Genomic DNA, 15,271 nt, shown 5'->3' with positions numbered 1-15,271 from the left:
GCCCCCAGACCCCCGTACGGCCTGAGGCCGTGCCCTCAAACGCCGGGCGGGCTGAATTTCCGCCCAGGCGGAAATCTCAGCCCCGCCGGCGTTTGAGGCGCGGGTCTGGGGCGGAGCCCCAGTTCGGGAAGGGGCGGGGGGAAGGAAGCCCGCCGCAGGCGCCGCGGCCACGCTGGGGTCAGGCCTTCGCCGTCAGCGCCTTCACCAGGAGCGGGGTCACCAGTTCGACCTGCCAGGGGCGCGCGCCGTACCCCGTCAGGGCGGCGGCGACGCCCTCCGCGTCGCCCGGTGCCGGCGGCTCCCAGCAGACCCGGCGCACCGTGTCCGGGGTGATCAGGTTCTCCTGCGGGAGGTTCAGCTCCTCCGCGAGCGCCGACACCGCCGCGCGCGCCGCCGAGAGGCGGGCCGCCGCGACCGGGTCCTTGTCCGCCCAGGCGCGCGGCGGGGGCGGCCCGGCCACCTGCTGGCCGGGCTGCGGAAGCTCGCTCTCCGGCAGGGCTCTGGCGCGGTCGACCGCGGCCTGCCACTGCTCCAGCTGACGGCGCCCCATCCGGTGGCCGAAACCGGGCAGCGCCGTCAGCGCGGCCAGGTTCACCGGCACCGCGAGCGCCGCTTCCACGATCGCCGCGTCGCTCAGCACCTTGCCGGGGGAGACGTCCCGCCGCTGGGCGACCTTGTCGCGGGCCGTCCACAGCTCCCGTACAACCGCCATCTGGCGACGGCGGCGCACCTTGTGCATGCCGGAGGTCCGGCGCCACGGGTCCTTGCGGGGCGGCGCGGGCGGGGCCGCGGCGATCGCGTCGAACTCCTGGTGCGCCCACTCCAGCTTGCCCTGCCGGTCGAGCTCCTTCTCCAGAGCGTCCCGCAGGTCGACGAGGAGCTCGACGTCCAGAGCCGCGTACCGCAGCCAGGGCTCGGGGAGCGGCCGGGTGGACCAGTCCACCGCGGAGTGGCCCTTCTCCAGGGCGTAACCGAGGACGGACTCGACCATCGCGCCGAGGCCGACCCGGGGGAAACCCGCGAGCCGCCCGGCGAGTTCCGTGTCGAACAGAGAGGTCGGCAGCATGCCTATGTCCCGCAGGCAGGGGAGGTCCTGCGTCGCGGCGTGCAGGATCCACTCGGTCCCGGCGAGCGCCTCGCCGAGTCCGGAGAGGTCGGGGCAGCCCACGGGGTCGATGAGCGCGGTGCCCGCGCCCTCGCGGCGGAGCTGCACGAGATAGGCGCGCTGGCCGTAGCGGTAGCCGGAGGCGCGCTCGGCGTCCACGGCGACGGGGCCGCTGCCGGCGGCGAAGGCGGCGATCACCTCGGCGAGGGCGTCCTCCGTCTCGACGACGGGCGGAACCCCCTCGCGGGGCTCCAGCAACGGGATCGGAAGCCCATTCGCAGGGACGTCGTCGTCCGGGGGGCCGCCCCCGGTGGTGCGCAGTGCTGTGTCTGCTGCGGTCTCTTGGGCGTCGGTCACGTGTCAAGGGTATCGGTGAACGGCAAGCGCCTGTCGACGGAACGTTCCGTCGACAGGCGCTTGCTCGTCCTGGGCCGGTCTGTCAGTGGATGATCCCCGTCCGCAGGGCCACCGCGACCATGCCGGCGCGGTCGCCGGTGCCCAGCTTGCGGGCGATGCGGGCCAGGTGGCTCTTCACGGTGAGGGCCGAGAGGCCCATGGAGACGCCGATCGCCTTGTTGGACTGGCCTTCCGCGACGAGCCGGAGCACCTCGACCTCCCGGCCGGAGAGCTCGCGGTAGCCGCCCGGGTGGCTCGGGGCACCCGGGGGGCGGCGGTGGCCGAGCCGTGCTGCCGCGGCGCCGATGGGGGCGGCGCCGGGCCGGGTGGGGTGGCCGATGTTGTTCCGGGTGCCGGTGACGACATAGCCCTTCACGCCGCCCGCCAGGGCGTTCCGTACGGCGCCGATGTCATCGGCGGCCGAGAGGGCGAGGCCGTTGGGCCAGCCCGCGGCGCGGGTCTCGGACAGCAGGGTCAGGCCGCTGCCGTCGGGCAGGTGGACGTCGGCAACGCAGATGTCGCGCGGGTTGCCGACGCGGGGACGTGCCTCCGCGATGGACGAAGCCTCGATCACGTCACGTACTCCGAGGGCCCACAGGTGGCGGGTCACGGTGGAACGGACGCGCGGGTCGGCCACGACGACCATGGCCGTCGGCTTGTTCGGGCGGTAGGCGACCAGGCTTGCGGGCTGCTCGAGGAGAACGGACACCAGGCCTCCTGGGGGGAAGGGTGCGGGACGGAGCCGGCTCGGGGAAGAAGCCGGGGGCGAACCCGTGCTGTGAAGGGGTCACTGACTCCTTCGGCAGCTGAGCCGCCCGCCTTTAGGGAAAGATCACGATTTGGTGAGTAACAATTAGGGCAATTCGGACGCGTGATCGATCATCCTACGAGCGGACCCCGTCCCGTCACCCCCACGGGGGAGGGCCGGAGCCACCGTTCGGACACCCCGCGCGGTGGCTTGAACACGCCCCTCAGGGCTGCTGCGGCCCCCGCCGCTGCGGCAGCGAGACGACCCCCGCCCCCGACACCGTCCCCGCCGCTCCCGCCACCGGCTCGGCCGGAGCGGGCGGCAGGCCCGCGATCTGACACAGCAGATCGCACCAGGCCGCCAGATGCGCGCCCGTGTCCGGCACCCCGCCCAGACCCTCACGCGGCGTCCAGGACGCCCGGATCTCGATCTGCGTCGCCGGCCTGCGGTCCGCGAGACCGCCGAAGTAGTGCGAGCCCGCCATGGTGACCGTGCCGCTCGCCTCACCGTACGCGAGCCCCCGGGCCTCCATGGCCCCCGTCAGCCAGGACCAGCACACCTCGGGAAGCAGCGGATCCGCCGCCATCTCCGGCTCCAGCTCCGCCCGGACGAGCGTCACCAGGCGGAACGTACCCTTCCAGGCGTCGTGCCCCTCCGGATCGTGCAGCAGCACCAGACGCCCGTCCGCCAGGTCCTCCTCGCCGTCCACGACGGCCGCCTCCACCGCGTACGCGTAAGGGGCGAGGCGCTGCGGCGGCCTCGTAGGGTCGATCTCCATCTCCGGCCGCAACCGCGCCGAACGCAGGGCCTCCACCGCCCGCCGGAACACCGGTGGCACCGGGTGCGTCTCCGTACTGTCCGCCGTTTCGTCCGTCCCTCGATCGCCCTCGGAATGATCGGAAAAATGTCCCTGAGCCGCAGCCATGCGGGGAAGAGTAGGCGGAACGAGCCCTCCGCGCAGGGAGGGACACCCTGCCCGCACGAGCGGCTTCCCGCCACATGCGAAGATTCTGGGCGTGAGCGCCAACGACAGCCCGACGGGCCAGCAGACGAAGCAGCAGTCGCGGACCTACGACTCCGCGTTCCTCAAGGCGTGCCGGCGAGAGCCGGTGCCGCACACCCCCGTCTGGTTCATGCGGCAGGCCGGGCGCTCCCTCCCCGAGTACCTGAAGGTGCGCGAGGGCATCCCCATGCTCGAATCGTGCATGCGGCCCGAGCTGGTCACCGAGATCACGCTCCAGCCGGTCCGCCGCCACAAGGTCGACGCCGCCATCTACTTCAGCGACATCGTCGTCCCCCTCAAGGCCATCGGCCTCGACCTCGACATCAAGCCCGGCGTCGGCCCCGTCGTCGCCGACCCGATCCGCACCCGCGCCGACCTGGACCGGCTGCGCGACCTGACCCCCGAGGACGTCCACTACGTCACCGAGGCCATCGGGATGCTCACCGAGGAGCTGGGCGACACCCCGCTCATCGGCTTCGCCGGCGCGCCTTTCACCCTCGCGAGCTACCTCGTCGAGGGCGGTCCGTCGCGCAGCCACGAGCGCACCAAGGCGATGATGTACGGCGACCCGCAGCTCTGGGCCGACCTCCTCGACCGCCTCGCCGAGATCACCTCGGCCTTCCTCAAGGTCCAGATCGAGGCCGGCGCCTCCGCCGTCCAGCTCTTCGACTCCTGGGTCGGCGCCCTCGCCCCGGCCGACTACCGCCGCTCGGTCATGCCGGCCTCGGTGAAGGTCTTCGACGCGGTCGCCGGGTACGGCGTCCCCCGCATCCACTTCGGCGTCGGTACGGGCGAGCTGCTCGGCCTCATGGGCGAGGCCGGCGCGGACGTCGTCGGCGTCGACTGGCGCGTCCCGCTCGACGAGGCCGCCCGCCGCGTCGGCCCCGGCAAGGCGCTCCAGGGCAACCTCGACCCCGCCGTGCTCTTCGCCTCGCGCGAGGTCGTCGAGGCCAAGACGGACGAGGTGCTCGCCGCCGCGCGGGACCTGGAGGGACACGTCTTCAACCTGGGCCACGGCGTCATGCCGTCGATGGACCCGGACGCGCTGACCCGCCTCGTCGAGTACGTGCACACGCGGACGACCGTCTGACCCACGCGCACGGAGCACGACGACGGCCGCCGGGGCACCCCTGGCGGCCGTCGCCTTCCCGCACGAGGGGACCGGCCGTCAGCCCGCCGCGCGGACCGCCGCCGTCGCCTTCCGGGCCGCGATCAGGACCGGGTCCCACACCGGCGAGAACGGCGGCGCGTACCCCAGGTCCAGGGCCGTCATCGCCTCCACCGTCATCCCCGCCGTCAGCGCCACGGCCGCGATGTCCACCCGCTTCGCCGCGCCCTCCCGGCCCACGATCTGCACCCCGAGCAGCCGCCCCGTGCGCCGCTCCGCCAGCATCTTCACCGTCATCGGCGCGGCCCCCGGGTAGTAGCCCGCCCGGCTCGTCGACTCCACCGTCACCGTCACGTACCGCAGCCCCACCGCGCGGGCGTCCTTCTCCCGCAGGCCCGTCCGTGCGATCTCCAGGTCGCACACCTTCGACACCGCCGTGCCCACCACACCCGGGAACGTCGCGTAGTCACCGCCCACGTTCGCGCCGATGACCTGGCCGTGCTTGTTCGCGTGCGTTCCGAGGGGCACGTACCGCTCACGGCCCGAGACCAGGTCGAGGACCTCCACGCAGTCACCACCGGCCCAGATGTTCGCGTGGCCCCTGACCCGCATCGCCAGATCGGTGAGCAGACCGCCGTGCGCCCCCAGCGGCAGCCCCGCCGCCCGCGCGAGCGAGGTCTCCGGCACCACCCCCATCCCGAGGACCACCACGTCCGCCGGATACTCGGCGTCCTCCGTCGCCACCGCCCGGGCCCGGCCTCCCCCAAGCTCTCGGCTGGGCTCGAGCAGGGAGGTGCCCCCATCACCCGTCAGGACCTTCGTGACCTCCGCCGAGGCGACCGTCGTGATCCCCAGGCCGTCCATCGCCCGGTGCACCAGCCGGCCCATGTCCGGATCCAGGGTCGCCATCGGCTGCTCGCCCCGGTGCAGCACCGTCACCTCGTACCCCCGGGAGAGCAGCGCCTCGGCCATCTCCACACCGATGTAGCCCGCGCCGACCACCACCGCCCGCCGCCCGGGCGACCGGTCGAGCGAGTCGAGGAGCGCCTGCCCGTCGTCCAGGGTCTGCACGCCGTGCACGCCCGGCGCGTCGATCCCCGGCAGCGCCGGGCGCTTCGGCCGCGCCCCCGTCGCGATCACCAGCTTGTCGAAGCCCGTCCAGGCCTCCGTACCCCCCTCCAGGTCCCGCGTACGGACCCGCTGCCTGGCCACGTCGACCTCCGTCACCTCCGTCCGCATCCGCAGATCGATCGCGCGCTCCCGGTGCTCCTCGGGGGAGCGGGCGATCAGCTCGTCGCGGCCGGCGACGTCGCCGCCGACCCAGTACGGGATGCCACAGGCCGAGTACGAGGAGAAGTGACCGCGCTCGAAGGCGACGATCTCCAACTCCCCGGGGGCCTTCAGCCTGCGCGCCTGCGACGCGGCGGACATTCCCGCCGCGTCCCCACCGATGACCACCAGTCGTTCCGTCATGAGAAGAAACTACTTCTCGCCGGTCTCCGGGGGTTCGGGAGCCGTGGCCGCTCCGGCGGCGTCGCGCGGGGTCTCCGGCAGGACGGGGGCGGCCGGACGGGTCCGTGCCGTGCGGCGCGGGCGGATCAGGCGGTGCCACACGACGAACGCGATCAGGGCGACCGCCAGCCACGGGGCAAGGGCCGCCAGGATGAGGCCGATCCAGGTCCCCGCGGCGACCAGGGCGTTCCACCCACCGCTCAGGGCGTCCCCGAAGCCGGGACCGCCCTGCTCCGGCTCCTCCGGCCGCGGCTTCTGCTTCTCCGTCAGCTCCAGGGTGATCGTCGCCAGGGACGTCCGGTCCTTCAGTGAGGACTGCTGGGCGAGCAGTGCCTCCAGGTCCGCCTGACGGCGGCTCAGCTCGCCCTCGAGGGTCACCACGTCCGCCAGCCTCTCCGCCCGCTGCATCAGCGCCCGTACCCGTGCCACGCTCGCGCGCTGGGTGGCGATCCGGCTCTCCACGTCCACCACCTGCTCGGTGACGTCCTTGGCGTCCGCCTTGCGGGACAGCAGCTTCCCCGTCCCCGCGAGATCGGTGAGGACGGTGTCGTACCGCTCCTGCGGCACCCGCAGCACGATGCGGGAGGCGACGTACCCCTCGACCCGCTCCGTCGCCTCGTTCTCGACGTGCCCGCCCGCGCCCGCCGTCACCGTGCGGGCCGTGGCGAGGGCCTTCGTCACATCACCGACCTCGACCGAGAGCGAGGCGGTGCGGATGACGTGCTGCTGGGCGGGGGCCTTCGAGGGCGCCGACGGGGCCTTCTCGGCACCCGATCCGGCGTAGCCGTCGGCGGCGCCCCGCGCCGCCGTGTCGCCCTTGGCATCCGCGGGCCCCGCCGCGCTCAGGTCCCGCTCGGAGCCGCCTGCCATGTCGTCGCCGGCTCCGCAGCCGGTCAGCACCAGCGCGGCCGTGAGCAGGACCGCGCCGGCCGCCGCCCGTGTTCTCGCCGTCGTACGTGAACTCCGCATCGCGTCCCCCCAGGGGTGATAGGTGTTGCCCGTTCGACGTACGGGCCCCCGGAACGGGTTGCCCTCCGGCGGTAGCGATGCGGTCACGGTCGGGCCTCGGAACGGGAGCGGGCGGGCGATTTGAGAGAGTGGTCCCATGAACGCGGACACCACGGGATCCCATGTCGTCGTCGCCGGAGGCGGTATCGCCGGGCTCGCGGCCGCCCACCGGCTTGCCGTCGCCGGACACCGGGTGACCCTCCTCGAAGCGGGGAGCCGGCTCGGCGGCAAGCTCCTCGCCGGGGAGATCGCCGGTGCGCCCGTGGACCTCGGGGCCGAGTCGCTGCTCGCCCGCCGTCCGGAGGCCGTCACCCTGGCCCGCGCCGTCGGTCTCGGCGACCGGCTCCAGGCCCCCGCCACCACCACCGCGTCCGTCTGGTCCCGGGGCGAACTCGTCCCCATGCCCAAGGGCCACGTCATGGGCGTCCCCGGCGACGCCCACGCCGTGGAACGGCTGCTCTCCGAGGAGGGCGTGCGCCGGATCGGCCGCGACGGCGAGCTGCCCCCCACCGAGATCGGCGAGGACATCGCCATCGGCGCGTACGTCGCCGACCGCATGGGCCACGAGGTCGTCGACCGGCTCGTGGAACCCCTCCTCGGCGGGGTGTACGCCGGTGACGCCTACCGCATCTCGATGCGGGCCGCCGTCCCCGCCCTCTTCGACGCCGCCCGCAGCCACTCCACGCTCGGCGCCGCGGTCCGCGCCGTCCAGCGGGCCGGCGCCGCCGTCCCCGCCGACGCGGCGGGCGCCGCCACCGGCCTCGGCGGCTCCGTCTTCCTCGGTGTCGACGGCGGTGTCGGCACCCTGCCCGGCGCGGTCGCCGACGCGATCCGCGCCGCGGGCGGCGAGATCCTCACCGACGCGCCCGTGACCGAACTGCGCCGCACCGGCCCCACCGGCTGGCAGGTCGTCAGCGGCGACCGGGTCCTCGGCGCGGACGCCGTCGTCCTCGCCACCCCCGCGGGGCCCGCCGCCAAGCTTCTCGCCCCGCACGCGCCCGCGGCCTCGGCCGAGCTCGGCGCCGTCGCGTACGCCTCCATGGCCCTGGTCACCCTGGCCTTCCGCCGCTCCGACGTGCCCGTCCCGGCCGGCGCGGGTCTCCCTGCCCTGCCGGGCTCGGGGTTCCTCGTGCCGCCCGTCGACGGTCACACGATCAAGGCCTCCACCTTCTCCTCGCAGAAGTGGCGCTGGGTCGCCGACGGCGCCCCCGACCTGTTCGTGCTGCGTACGTCCGTCGGCCGCCACGGCGAGGAGGAGCAGCTCCACCGCGAGGACGCCGACCTCGTCGCCGCCTCCCTCAAGGACCTCGCCGCCGCCACCGGGCTCGGCGCGCGCCCCGTCGCCACCACGGTCACGCGCTGGACCGGCGGCCTGCCCCAGTACCCCGTCGGCCACCTCGACCGCGTCGCGCGGGTCCGCGAGGCCGTCGCCGCGCTCCCCGGACTGCGGGTCGCGGGCGCCGCGTACGACGGTGTCGGCATCCCCGCCTGCGTCGCCTCGGCCCACCGCGCGGCGGACGAGATCGCGGAGGAGATCATCGCCACGTCGAAAAGGACCGACCCCGGTGCGGGGCACTCCCTGTGACGGGCGAGAATAGGCGTATGAGTGCGCCCGAAAAGATCCCGAACGCCGGTAAGAAGGCGAAGGACCTCAACGAGGTCATCCGCTACACCCTGTGGTCCGTCTTCAAGCTGCGCGACGTTCTGCCCGAGGACCGCGCCGGCTACGCCGACGAGGTCCAGGAGCTGTTCGACCAGCTCGCGGCCAAGGACATCACCGTCCGTGGCACGTACGACCTGTCCGGTCTGCGCGCCGACGCCGACGTCATGATCTGGTGGCACGCCGAGACGAGCGACGAGCTCCAGGAGGCGTACAACCTGTTCCGCCGCACCAAGCTGGGCCGCGCCCTCGAGCCGGTCTGGTCGAACATGGCGCTGCACCGCCCCGCCGAGTTCAACAAGTCGCACATCCCGGCCTTCCTGGCCGACGAGAACCCGCGCGACTACGTCTCGGTCTACCCGTTCGTCCGCTCCTACGACTGGTACCTGCTGCCGGACGAGGACCGCCGCCGGATGCTCGCCGACCACGGCAAGATGGCCCGCGGCTTCCCGGACGTCCGCGCCAACACGGTCGCCTCCTTCTCCCTCGGCGACTACGAGTGGCTCCTCGCCTTCGAGGCCGACGAGCTGCACCGCATCGTGGACCTCATGCGTCACCTGCGCGCCTCCGAGGCGCGGATGCACGTCCGCGAAGAGGTCCCGTTCTACACCGGTCGCCGCAAGAGCGTCGCCGACCTGGTGGCGGGCCTGGCCTGACGGCCGTACGAACCTGGTGGCGGCCCGGCTCCCGGCCGGACGCGCCACCCCTCGACCCGGAAGATCAGACGGCAGGCGGGAACGTTGCCTGCCGTTCCAGCGACACCGGGTCCGGCTCCGGGTGCGGCGCGCGTGACGCGCGCCGCACCGGCGTCATTTCCGGGCCTTCTCCGGGGTGCTTCCGTGGCTTTGCCCGGGCGCTCGGCGGCCGGTCAGCTGCTGCTGGAGCTCGAACACGAACTTCCGCCGGAGCTCGAACTGGAGCACGAGCTGGAGCTTGAGCCGGAGCACGAGCTGGAGCTCGAGCACGAGCTGCCCCCGCCCCCGCCTCCCCAGCCGGCGCCTCCGCCGGAGCACGACCCGGACGAGCAGGACCCGCCGCCGGAGCACGAGCTGCCGCCGCCGCCCCCTCCGCCCCCTCCGCACGAGCTCGCCCCCGCGCACCACACGACGGCGGCCGCGAGGTCGTCGCCCGTGTCGGCGTACCCGGACCGCACCGGACGCCCGCCGCCGCTCCGGGGCCGCCGGACCGGCCCGTGGAACCTGGCCGCGGCGACGAGCTGCTCCCGCAGCACCGGATCGGGCAGGGCCCGCAGCCCGTACAGGGCGACGAGCAGACCCGCGTCCCCGAGGTGGGCGTGCGCCCGCCCGTAACCGGAGACCGCGGCCCGGCCGGCCGGGGTGATCTGCCGGGCGGAGAGCGACCCGCAGACGAAGGCGGTGATCACGCACGCGAACAGCACCGGCAGCACCTTGAGGATGAACGGGACCGACGACCCCACGTCGGTCGCGAGGTCCACGGCGGTGAGGAGGGCCGACACCGGGAGGAGCACGAAGGCGGTGAGGCCGACGGCGACGCACCACCGGACCGTGGTGCGGCGGACCGCCGGGTGCACGACGAGCCCGCGCGCCGCGAGCCCCTCGCCGATCTCCTGGACCGCCGGGTGCCGCATGACCGCGAGCCTGAGGTGGTGCAGGGCCCCGTGCGGGGCCGCGGCGTGCGCCTGGAGCACGGCGCGCTCCACCGGGTCGTACGCGGTGGGGCGGACGACGGCCACGATGCCGGGGCCGCCCACCGCGAGCCTGCCGTCCGCCTGGAGGGCGGCGAGGGCGGTGTCGACGACCCTGGCCGGGCCACCGTTGAGAAACGCGGCCTCGTACCGGTCGTGGACGGCTCCGCCGGGTGCCCGGCGGGTCCGGACGACCCGGGTGACGAGCAGCGCGATGCCGGTGGCACCGGCCAGATAGTAGAGCGTGACCAGGACGTTCACAGGCACCTCATCTCCGTACGAGCGCATGACGGGCGGCCCGTACGAGCCGCGTGGCGCGGCCCGGCGGGCGGCTGCCGCAACGGTCCTGCCACCACTCCGTGAGCTGCCGTCGTGCCACCGGATCCTCCGGTCGCCCGGCCACCAGCAGGTGTTCGGCGAAGTCGAGCGCGTCCCGGCGGTAGCCGCCGGTCATGGGGCGGGACCTGGCGTACGCGAGGAACGCCGGCCGGAAGCCCTTGCCGAGGATCTCCGGCAGCTCCGGCGCGACCTTCGCGACCACCCCGGCCCGCTTGGCCGCGAGCGCCCGGCTCTGCACCCCGAGCCGGCGGCTGTCGAAGCCCTCGGGGACGGGTGTCCCGGCGACGAGAGCGGAGAGCAGCGAGGCCTGGGCCACGCCGAGGCGCTGGCGGGCGGCGAGCGCGGGCTCGGGCGCGGGGGGCGTCTCGACGGGGGCGCTCGGCATCGCCCCGCCCGAGACTCGGGCCCCGGCACCGATGAGGAGTGGCTGCGCCGGGCCGGCGACGGCTCGTCGGGGTGCGGGTTCCAGCGAAAGGGCGCCGCGCGGGTGGGCTGTGCCCACCCTCCCCCAGACTTCGTCCGGGGGGACCCCCATCGCCCCAGCGGAACGTATGCCCACAGCGGCCGTGGCTCGGATCGCCTCCAGTTCGCGCGCCAGCTCCTCCGGCGGCGGGAAGTCGTCGTCCCGTTCGAGGAGCACCCCCGGTGGCGACACCCGCGACGCCAGGTCCGCCAGGATGTCGAGCACCGCGCCCGGCACCGGATGCGCGTGCGTGTCGTGCCAGACCCCGTCCCGCTCGACGCCCCCCGCCACATGCACGTACGCGAGGGCGTCGACCGGCAGTTCGGCCAGCGTCCGCGCCGGGTCCTCGCCCCGGTTGACGTGGTTGGTGTGCAGGTTGGCGACGTCGATGAGGAGCCGTACCCCCGTACGCTCCACCAGCTCCGCGAGGAACCGTCCCTCCGACAGCTCCTCGCCCGGCCACGCGATCAGGGCCGCGATGTTCTCCAGGGCGAGCGGCACGGGCAGCGCGTCCTGCGCGATCCGCACGTTCTCGCAGAGCACGTCGAGGGCGTCCCGCGTCCGGGGCACGGGAAGCAGATGGCCCGCTTCGAGCAGCGGGGTCGCCGTGAGCGGCCCCCCGGCCCGTACGAACGCGATGTGTTCCGTGACCAGCGGGGCTCCGAGCGCCACCGCCTTCTCGCCGAGCGCGGCGAGCCGAGCCGGGTCGGGCCGGTCCGCGCCCCCCAGGCCGAGCGAGACGCCGTGCGGGACGACCGTGACACCGCGCTCGCGGAGCCGGGTCAGTGAGTCGGGCAGATGGTCCGCGCAGATGTTCTCCGCGACGACCTCCACCCAGTCCAGACCGGACAGTCCCTCCACCGCCTCAGCGATCTCGGGACGCCAGCCGATGCCGATGCCGAGTTCCGTCATGTCCCCCTCCTTCGGTCCTCAGTCACCCACGTGATGACCCTCGTGGGAACGTTCGAACCCCAGGAGGGTGACCTTCAGAGCTTCATTTGAGGTTCGGGAACGCCGACACCACCGTGCACGAGCCCGGCGCGATCTCGGTGAACCCGGCGTCCCGCACCACCGGGAGGCCGCTCGTCGTCAGTCCCGCCCAGCCCTCCTCGGACGCCGTCCGTACCGCGAGCGGGAACCCCGCCTCCCGCCAGGCCTTGCGGTCGGCCTCCGCCATCGCCCACCACAGCAGCTGCGCCCCGTGCCCGGCCTGCGCCATCGCCTTGCCCGCCGACATGTCGAGTCCGGGGTTGAACCACAGCACCGCCGTCCCCTCGGGCACGGGTCCGGGGGCGGCCGGGTCGTCGAGGTCGGTGCCCGAGACCTGGAGCCTGGCCAGCGACTTGGGCCAGCCGTCGAGGGGGACCGGCGGGAAGACCCGTACCTCCGCCTCCGTACCCCTGACCGTGATCCCCGGGAGCGCTTCCGCCCGCCGCCACTCGCCGCCGCGCGCCCGGCGCACCACCTTGCGGATCCGGGCGTCCTGCCAGTCCGTCATGGCCCGCGCCCACTCGCCTTCGCCGAGGGAACGGTCGTCGGTCAGGATCTCCAGGACCGCGCGCGCAGCGGTCTCAAGGGCGTCGGTACGGGCCGGCGGCGCGTCCCGCTCGATGCGGACGACCAGGGGGAGGACGAACTGGGGCTTCTCGTCGCGGAGATCGGTGCTGTCGCCGGGATCGATGTCGTTGCTGCTCACCCGGCAAGTCTGCCACCCGCCGTGACGAGCGGTTCTTGTGGGAATCGTCCCTTCCGGGCCAGGATGCCCCCATGAAGAGCGATCTTTTTGCCGGTGAGCATCTCGCCGAAGCCGCCACCTTCCCGGGCATGACCCTGCAGAACTCCAAGTCGGTCAAGTACACGGTCGACGGCGAGATGCACGCCCGCCAGGGTTCGATGATCGCCTTCCGCGGCGACCTCCAGTTCGAGCGCAAGGGCCAGGGCATCGGCGGCCTGCTCAAGCGGGCCGTCACCGGCGAGGGACCCGCCCTGATGGCCGTGCGCGGCCGGGGCGAGGTGTGGTTCGCGCACGAGGCGCAGAGCTGCTTCATCGTCGAGATCGAGCAGGGCGACGCGTTCTCGGTCAACGGCCGCAACGTGCTCTGCTTCGACGCCACCCTGCACTACGAGATCAAGACGGTGAAGGGCGCCGGCATGACCGGCGGGGGCCTCTTCAACTCCGTCTTCTCCGGCTACGGGAAGGTCGCCCTGATCTGCGAGGGCACCCCGATCGTCATCCCCGTCTCCCCGCAGGCCCCGGTCTACGTCGACACGGACGCCGTCGTCGGCTGGAGCGAGCAGCTGCACACCTCGCTGCACCGTTCCCAGTCGCTGGGCTCGATGATGCGCGGCGGCTCGGGCGAGGCGGTGCAGCTCAAGCTGGAGGGCCAGGGCTTCGTGGTCGTCCGGCCCAGCGAGGCCACCCCGCAGAAGAACTCGGCCGGTTGAGGCTGGAGCGCGTCGGGCGGCGGCACGGCCTCCGAGGGCCGTGGGTGCTCCGCGAGGTCGACCTCGACCTGCCCGCGGCGACCCTCGTCCGCGTCGTCGGGTCGAACGGCACCGGCAAGTCCACCCTGCTCCGGGTGGTCGCCGGAGTCGACGCGCCCGGCGAGGGCCGCGTCACGGGCCGCCCGGCCCGCACCGCGTACGTCCCCGAACGCTTCCCGGTCGCCCTGCCGTTCACGGCCGTCGACTACCTGGTCCACCTGGGCCGGATCCAGGGCCTCGGCCGGGCGGCGGCGCGGACCGGGGCGGGGGAGTGGCTGGAGCGCTTCGGGGCCGCCGAGCACGCGGGAACGGCCATGGCGGAACTCTCCAAGGGCACCAGCCAGAAGGTCGCCGTCGCCCAGGCGCTCCTCGCCGACCCGGCCCTGCTCGTCCTCGACGAGGCCTGGACCGGCCTCGACACGGGCGCGCGTGCGGAGCTGGACGCCGCCGTCCGCGAACGGCGGGCGGCGGGTGCGACGATCGTCTTCGTCGACCACGACCCCCGGCGCCTCGCGGGCGAGGCGGACGCGGTGTACGCGGTCGACTCGGGGCGAGTACGGGCCGTGGAGGCGCACGAGCTCGCCACCCCGGCGGTGGCGCCCGGCGCGTACGAGCGGGCTACCCGGGTGGAGGCGTCCGGCGCGTATGAGCCGGCCGCCCCGGCGGTGGCGCCCGGCGCGGCGTACGAGCACCGCACGTCGTCCGAGGGGAAGGCCGAGCCCCGGGCCCGTGTCCGGATCGCCGTCTCCGGGGGCCGCCGACCGCTCCCCGACCGGCTGCCCGGCGGTCCCGTCGTCACGCCGCCGGGGCCCGGCGACACCACCACCGTCCTCACCGTGGACGCCGCCCACTCCGACGCCCTGCTCGCGGCGCTCCTCGCGGCCTCCTGGCACATCGATCACCTCACCACCGAAGGCGTACGGGTATGACGGCGCTCCTGCGCTACCAGACGGGTCTGCTGCTCCGCTCGCAGCGCTGGCTGGCACCGCTCCTCCTGTACGCGGCCTTCCTCGGCGTCGGCATCTCCCTGGGCGAGCCGGTGCTCGGCGCGCTCGGCGTGACCGCGGCCGCCCTCCTCCCGGTGACCGCCTGGTCCGTGCGGGTCTGCCTGACGCAGGAGCCGCCCGCCGCGCGGAGCGTGGTCGCGGCGGCGGGCGGCCGGGAGCGCGCGCATCTCGCGGCGCTCGTCACCGGGACCGCCCTGCCGGCGCTCGTCGGCGCGGTCGCCGTCCTCGTGGTGACGGCGACCTGCGACCGGCGGGGCGTCACGGCGATCGCCGCGGTGACCACCGGCCTCCTCGCCGCCTCGGCCTGCGCGCTGACGGGCGCCGCCGTCGGCGCGCTGGCCTCCCGGCCCTTCGTCCGGGCCACCGGCTGGTCGCTCGCGGCCCTCGTCCTCGGTTCGCTCCTCGCGCTCGTGACCAGCGGCTCGCCCGCGAAGCACGCCGTGACGGCCCTGATCACCGGCGCCCGCACGACGACGGCGGCCCCGCCGTGGCTCGCCTGTGCGGGTGCCCTGCTCCTTGCGACGGCGGCGGCGTTCGGCGCCTGCCGGGCCACCGGGCGCCTGGAGTGAGTACGCTCGAAGACATGAGCGAGACCACGTTCTCCTGTGCCCCCGAGCCCGGCCCGAAGCCCGAACCGGCGGCCGAGGGGCCGTTCGCGGCGTGCGTGCTGTGCCAGGAGCCGACCGAGTACCCGGAGTCGACGAAGGGCATCACGCTGTGCCCGGTCTGTGAGTGGCGGGAGGCCGAGCGCACGGCCTGCTCCGGCTGAGAT

The 15,271-nt window shown here is 74.2% G+C and carries 15 protein-coding genes; 7 read left to right on the top strand and 8 right to left on the bottom strand.

Going from position 1 to position 15,271, the window contains the following annotated elements:
• Positions 1–178: 178 nt before the first annotated feature.
• The 3 genes from ACFVYX_RS12105 to ACFVYX_RS12095 form a co-directional block, all read right to left on the bottom strand.
• A complete protein-coding gene (locus tag ACFVYX_RS12105) occupies positions 179–1,462 on the bottom strand; it encodes an HRDC domain-containing protein (protein WP_389681226.1) in 1,284 nt (427 codons plus the stop codon).
• Between the two features lie 82 nt (positions 1,463–1,544).
• Complete coding sequence (locus tag ACFVYX_RS12100; protein WP_073817496.1) at positions 1,545–2,210, bottom strand: response regulator transcription factor; 666 nt, start codon at positions 2,208–2,210, stop codon at positions 1,545–1,547.
• A gap of 262 nt (positions 2,211–2,472) precedes the next feature.
• Positions 2,473–3,174, bottom strand: coding sequence for a DUF3000 domain-containing protein (locus ACFVYX_RS12095; RefSeq protein ID WP_389681225.1), 702 nt, complete (start codon positions 3,172–3,174; stop codon positions 2,473–2,475).
• Between the two features lie 91 nt (positions 3,175–3,265).
• On the opposite strand from ACFVYX_RS12095, the gene hemE reads away from it, so the two are divergent.
• Entirely contained in the window at positions 3,266–4,342 is a 1,077-nt protein-coding gene (gene hemE, locus ACFVYX_RS12090; protein ID WP_389681224.1) for a uroporphyrinogen decarboxylase, read from the top strand.
• A gap of 78 nt (positions 4,343–4,420) precedes the next feature.
• Here the strand turns inward: hemE and ACFVYX_RS12085 are convergent, their stop codons facing one another.
• Both ACFVYX_RS12085 and ACFVYX_RS12080 read right to left on the bottom strand, forming a co-directional pair.
• Complete coding sequence (locus tag ACFVYX_RS12085; protein ID WP_389681223.1) at positions 4,421–5,833, bottom strand: FAD-dependent oxidoreductase; 1,413 nt, start codon at positions 5,831–5,833, stop codon at positions 4,421–4,423.
• 9 nt (positions 5,834–5,842) lie between these two features.
• A complete protein-coding gene (locus ACFVYX_RS12080; protein ID WP_389681222.1) occupies positions 5,843–6,841 on the bottom strand; it encodes a DUF4349 domain-containing protein in 999 nt (332 codons plus the stop codon).
• A 136-nt stretch (positions 6,842–6,977) separates the two neighbouring features.
• Between ACFVYX_RS12080 and hemG the strand changes: the two genes are divergently transcribed.
• Positions 6,978–8,465, top strand: coding sequence for a protoporphyrinogen oxidase (gene hemG / locus ACFVYX_RS12075; RefSeq protein WP_389681221.1), 1,488 nt, complete (start codon positions 6,978–6,980; stop codon positions 8,463–8,465).
• Between the two features lie 17 nt (positions 8,466–8,482).
• Positions 8,483–9,196, top strand: coding sequence for a hydrogen peroxide-dependent heme synthase (gene hemQ / locus ACFVYX_RS12070; protein WP_389681220.1), 714 nt, complete (start codon positions 8,483–8,485; stop codon positions 9,194–9,196).
• A 212-nt stretch (positions 9,197–9,408) separates the two neighbouring features.
• Here hemQ and ACFVYX_RS12065 read toward each other — a convergent pair whose 3' ends face one another.
• The 3 genes from ACFVYX_RS12065 to ACFVYX_RS12055 all read right to left on the bottom strand — a co-directional run bounded on the left by ACFVYX_RS12065 (position 9,409) and on the right by ACFVYX_RS12055 (position 12,704).
• Positions 9,409–10,473, bottom strand: coding sequence for a TIGR04222 domain-containing membrane protein (locus ACFVYX_RS12065; protein ID WP_389681219.1), 1,065 nt, complete (start codon positions 10,471–10,473; stop codon positions 9,409–9,411).
• Between the two features lies 1 nt (position 10,474).
• On the bottom strand, positions 10,475–11,920 hold the full coding sequence (locus ACFVYX_RS12060) for a DUF692 family multinuclear iron-containing protein (RefSeq protein ID WP_389681218.1): 1,446 nt from the start codon (positions 11,918–11,920) through the stop codon (positions 10,475–10,477).
• A gap of 82 nt (positions 11,921–12,002) precedes the next feature.
• Positions 12,003–12,704: a peptidyl-tRNA hydrolase gene (locus tag ACFVYX_RS12055; protein WP_389681217.1), complete on the bottom strand. Its 702-nt coding sequence runs from the start codon at positions 12,702–12,704 to the stop codon at positions 12,003–12,005.
• Between the two features lie 71 nt (positions 12,705–12,775).
• Here ACFVYX_RS12055 and ACFVYX_RS12050 point away from each other — a divergent pair, with 71 nt between their 5' ends.
• The 4 genes from ACFVYX_RS12050 to ACFVYX_RS12035 are packed head-to-tail and all read left to right on the top strand — an operon-like array spanning position 12,776 to position 15,268.
• Positions 12,776–13,453 (top strand): AIM24 family protein, encoded by a 678-nt coding sequence (locus ACFVYX_RS12050; protein ID WP_389681216.1) that lies wholly within the window; start codon positions 12,776–12,778, stop codon positions 13,451–13,453.
• Complete coding sequence (locus tag ACFVYX_RS12045; protein ID WP_389681215.1) at positions 13,450–14,421, top strand: ATP-binding cassette domain-containing protein; 972 nt, start codon at positions 13,450–13,452, stop codon at positions 14,419–14,421. Before ACFVYX_RS12050 ends, ACFVYX_RS12045 begins: the two co-directional genes overlap by 4 nt.
• The gene (locus tag ACFVYX_RS12040; RefSeq protein WP_389681214.1) at positions 14,418–15,068 is read left to right on the top strand and encodes an ABC transporter; all 651 of its coding nucleotides are present in this window, start codon (positions 14,418–14,420) and stop codon (positions 15,066–15,068) included. The genes ACFVYX_RS12045 and ACFVYX_RS12040 overlap by 4 nt, the downstream gene beginning before the upstream one ends.
• 14 nt (positions 15,069–15,082) lie before the next feature.
• The gene (locus tag ACFVYX_RS12035; protein WP_389681213.1) at positions 15,083–15,268 is read left to right on the top strand and encodes a hypothetical protein; all 186 of its coding nucleotides are present in this window, start codon (positions 15,083–15,085) and stop codon (positions 15,266–15,268) included.
• Positions 15,269–15,271 lie beyond the last annotated feature (3 nt).

Origin of the sequence: Streptomyces sp. NPDC058326 (assembly GCF_042879855.1) — a bacterium.
GTDB lineage: Bacteria > Actinomycetota > Actinomycetes > Streptomycetales > Streptomycetaceae > Streptomyces.
This window is presented reverse-complemented; position numbering and strand designations above follow the sequence as displayed.

What these genes read in the sequence shown, in the direction of transcription:
- hemG (WP_389681221.1), top strand. Translation starts at nt 6,978, where the DNA reads ATGAACGCGGACACCACGGGATCCCATGTCGTCGTCGCCGGAGGCGGT.
- ACFVYX_RS12080 (WP_389681222.1), bottom strand. Translation starts at nt 6,841, where the DNA reads ATGCGGAGTTCACGTACGACGGCGAGAACACGGGCGGCGGCCGGCGCG.
- ACFVYX_RS12095 (WP_389681225.1), bottom strand. Translation starts at nt 3,174, where the DNA reads ATGGCTGCGGCTCAGGGACATTTTTCCGATCATTCCGAGGGCGATCGA.
- ACFVYX_RS12050 (WP_389681216.1), top strand. Translation starts at nt 12,776, where the DNA reads ATGAAGAGCGATCTTTTTGCCGGTGAGCATCTCGCCGAAGCCGCCACC.
- ACFVYX_RS12040 (WP_389681214.1), top strand. Translation starts at nt 14,418, where the DNA reads ATGACGGCGCTCCTGCGCTACCAGACGGGTCTGCTGCTCCGCTCGCAG.
- hemQ (WP_389681220.1), top strand. Translation starts at nt 8,483, where the DNA reads ATGAGTGCGCCCGAAAAGATCCCGAACGCCGGTAAGAAGGCGAAGGAC.
- ACFVYX_RS12060 (WP_389681218.1), bottom strand. Translation starts at nt 11,920, where the DNA reads ATGACGGAACTCGGCATCGGCATCGGCTGGCGTCCCGAGATCGCTGAG.
- ACFVYX_RS12035 (WP_389681213.1), top strand. Translation starts at nt 15,083, where the DNA reads ATGAGCGAGACCACGTTCTCCTGTGCCCCCGAGCCCGGCCCGAAGCCC.
- ACFVYX_RS12085 (WP_389681223.1), bottom strand. Translation starts at nt 5,833, where the DNA reads ATGACGGAACGACTGGTGGTCATCGGTGGGGACGCGGCGGGAATGTCC.